The organism is Actinophytocola sp. (genome assembly GCF_036002505.1).
Lineage (GTDB): Bacteria > Actinomycetota > Actinomycetes > Mycobacteriales > Pseudonocardiaceae > DASYTH01.
In genome coordinates, this window is record NZ_DASYTH010000126.1 from 1 (window position 1) to 2442 (window position 2442).

Here is a 2442-nt window from a genome sequence, read left to right on the forward strand (position 1 = left end):
CCGTACAACGGAGGCTAGGCTCGGCGGCCGTGTCGAAGAACGTCGCGGTCATCCTGCTGGTGGCGCTCGCCGGGTTCCTGATCGGCGGGGTGTACACCACCTGGAACACCGCCCGGGTCACCGCGATCGTGCTGCTCGTGGCCGCCGTGCTGGCCGCGGGCGGCGCGCTCGCCTGGCTGCTCAGCTAGCGCGTGTTCGAAGGTGCGCTGAGGTCGGCAATTTTCGGCGAGGGCGGCCGCCGCACGGTGACCAGGGCAGGGTGAGGAACGAGCCCTGCCCGCAGGCATCGTCAACCGACCACCTACGACACCCGACCACCCACACCGGCCCGTAACCACCCCGGCATCGTGACCCGAGGCCGTCGCCGAAGGCGATCGGCGGCCTTGCCCGAGTTATGAAACACAGCCTAGATGCCACCCTCGGAGGACGCCTTGAGGCCGGGGGCGCCGGGGCCGAGCCGGGCGAGCCGGTCGTCGTGGTTGGCCAGCGTGCACGACTTCAACGACAGGCAGCCGCAGCCGATGCAGACGGTGAGCCGGTCGCGCAGCCGGCTCAGCGCGTCGATGCGTGCGTCCAGCTCGCCGCGCCAGGAGTGGGACAGGCGGGCCCAGTCGGACTTCGTCGGAGTGCGGCCGCCGGGCAGGTTCGCCAGCGCGTCCCGGATCTCCTCCAGGCTGAGGCCGACTCGTTGCGCGGTCCGGATGAACGCCAGCCGGCGGAGCACCGCGCGCGGGTAGCGGCGCTGGTTTCCGGACGTGCGCTCGGACTCGATCAGTCCCCGTTCCTCGTAGAACCGCAGCGCGGTGTGCGGGACGCCGCTGCGGTCGGCCACCTCGCCGATGGTCAGCGTGTCGGGCAGTTTCGGCACCCCGCCGACCCTACCCCGATCCCTCCAGATAGATCGAGGTTCGGCGGGCGGGTAGCCTGGGCGGGTGGTGCGAGTGGTGGTCCTGGACTACGGATCCGGGAACTTGAGGTCGGCGGAGCGGGCGCTGCGCCGGGTCGGCGCGGACGTGACCGTGACGGCCGACTTCGACGCCGCTCTGTCGTGTGATGCCCTGGTGGTGCCCGGGGTGGGTGCGTTCGCGGCGTGCATGGCGGGGTTGCGGTCGGTGCGTGGGGAGCGGATCATCGGCCGCCGGCTCGCGGGTGGCCGGCCCGTGTTGGGGATCTGCGTGGGTATGCAGATCCTGTTCGAGCGGGGGATCGAGCACGGGCTGGAGACCGCCGGGTGCGCGGAGTGGCCGGGCACGGTGGACCGGCTGGAGGCGGACGTGGTGCCGCACATGGGGTGGAACACGGTGCGCGCGCCGGCCGAATCGGTGCTGTTCGGCGGGCTCGACGAGCGCAGCCGGTTCTACTTCGTGCATTCCTATGCGGCGCGGCGCTGGGAGCTGGAGGTGCGCCCGCCGTTCCCCGAACCGATGGTGACCTGGGCGACGCACGGCGACGATTTCGTCGCGGCCGTGGAGAACGGGCCGCTCGCCGCCACCCAGTTCCACCCGGAGAAGTCCGGGGACGCGGGGGCGCAGTTGTTGCAGAACTGGTTGAAGAGCGTTTCTTAATTATTTGCGGTTCAGGATCTTGACGAACTCCTTGTCCGGGTCCTTCACGAGGCGGTGCAGGGTTTCCAGGGCCTGGCACGGCCACGCCATGTCGCAGGTGCGGCAGCGGGTACCGATCGGCGAGTCGTGCAGCGCGACCACGCCGCGTACCACGGTGATCAGGTCCTGGATCAGCTGGCGGGCGGTGTCAATGTCCTCTTCGGACCAGCGATCGTACCTGGACGCCAGGAACTCGGCCTCGTCGAGGTGCCGGTACAAATCCTGCTGGAGCAGGCGTATTGCGTCGCTGACGACCGGTGAGAGCTTCTTCATGTGACCTTTGTAGAATTTAGTCCCGGTGTCAGTGAAGTACCATTCGAGTGACAATTTGCGTGACGGCGGGGCAATGGCTTAGCTTCCCCGCCATGCGAGATCGTACACCGACAGTACGCAGTCGAGAACTGGGAGAAGGGCTGCGGAAGGCAATGCAGCAGGCTGGGATGAGCGGAAGGGAGATTGCTGGCAAACTGGGGTGGTCGGACAGTAGGGTCTCCCGGTTGATGGCCGGTACTCGCGGTGGAACCGAAGCGGATGTGTCGGCATTCCTGGCAATTTGCGGGGTCACTGGCAAGGAACGCGAGCGCCTGCTGAAGTTGTGCAAGGACCAGTACGTCAGAAGCTGGTTCCAGCAGCACGGTTCTCATCTCCCGCCGCAGCTTCAGACCCTGATCGACCACGAGGACAAGGCCGTCGCCATCAAAGCGTTCGAGTGCACGGTGGTACCAGGTCTGTTGCAGACCGGTGGTTATGTCCGCGCGTTGGCCGAGGTGTCGCGGTCCATACCCGCCACTGAGATCGACGACCTGGTATCAGTTCGGTTCGCACGCAAGAATCTGTT

5 protein-coding genes are annotated in these 2442 nt (G+C 67.4%); 3 read left to right on the forward strand and 2 right to left on the reverse strand.

The features are described from left to right. Positions 1 to 188 (forward strand): hypothetical protein (locus VGR06_RS10950; RefSeq protein ID WP_327558903.1); only part of this gene is annotated, 188 nt, incomplete at its 5' end. Between the two features lie 218 nt (positions 189 to 406). Here the strand turns inward: VGR06_RS10950 and soxR are convergent. Further along, complete coding sequence (gene soxR / locus VGR06_RS10955; protein WP_327558899.1) at positions 407 to 868, reverse strand: redox-sensitive transcriptional activator SoxR; 462 nt, start codon at positions 866 to 868, stop codon at positions 407 to 409. Between the two features lie 64 nt (positions 869 to 932). Here soxR and hisH point away from each other — a divergent pair, with 64 nt between their 5' ends. Continuing rightward, positions 933 to 1565: an imidazole glycerol phosphate synthase subunit HisH gene (gene hisH, locus VGR06_RS10960; protein ID WP_327558900.1), complete on the forward strand. Its 633-nt coding sequence runs from the start codon at positions 933 to 935 to the stop codon at positions 1563 to 1565. Here hisH and VGR06_RS10965 read toward each other — a convergent pair whose 3' ends face one another. After that, entirely contained in the window at positions 1566 to 1877 is a 312-nt protein-coding gene (locus VGR06_RS10965; RefSeq protein WP_327558901.1) for a hypothetical protein, read from the reverse strand. A 167-nt stretch (positions 1878 to 2044) separates the two neighbouring features. On the opposite strand from VGR06_RS10965, the gene VGR06_RS10970 reads away from it, so the two are divergent. Further along, positions 2045 to 2442, forward strand: a 398-nt coding sequence (locus VGR06_RS10970) for a Scr1 family TA system antitoxin-like transcriptional regulator (RefSeq protein ID WP_327558902.1), incomplete at its 3' end; no start/stop codon positions are given.

Coding starts and splice junctions, on each gene's coding strand:
- VGR06_RS10965 (WP_327558901.1), bottom strand. CDS start 1,877: ATGAAGAAGCTCTCACCGGTCGTCAGCGACGCAATACGCCTGCTCCAG.